At 52.3% G+C, this 277-nt stretch carries 1 protein-coding gene; it reads right to left on the minus strand.

The features are described 5' to 3' along the window. Positions 1 to 85: 85 nt before the first annotated feature. On the minus strand, positions 86 to 277 hold a 192-nt coding region (locus BKB51_RS21005), incomplete at its 5' end, for a hypothetical protein (RefSeq protein ID WP_218044111.1).

The raw sequence follows: 277 nt of genomic DNA on the forward strand, positions 1-277 counted from the left end.
CTTCTTTCCCGCATTGTTTTCTTAATGCATCTGCTCTGGTGCTTTCTCTTCTTTTTTCCTCAGTTCTCTTCTCCCCTGTTTTTCGTTACCTTTCCCTCCTTCTCCTGATTTTCGTCCTCTGTTTCTTTTCCCTTTTCCTCTCCTTCCCCCCCCCTCCTCCCGAGCCTTGATCCCCCCCCCCCCCTTGGTCGATACCCCGTTGGCTCTCCTTCTCAAGTCCCTCACCTCTGGTCCTCTCCGTCTTTCGCTTCTCGCTCTCTTGAGCCTTGAATCTCCT

Source organism: Kiloniella majae (assembly GCF_002118315.1).
Classification (GTDB): domain Bacteria; phylum Pseudomonadota; class Alphaproteobacteria; order Kiloniellales; family Kiloniellaceae; genus Kiloniella; species Kiloniella majae.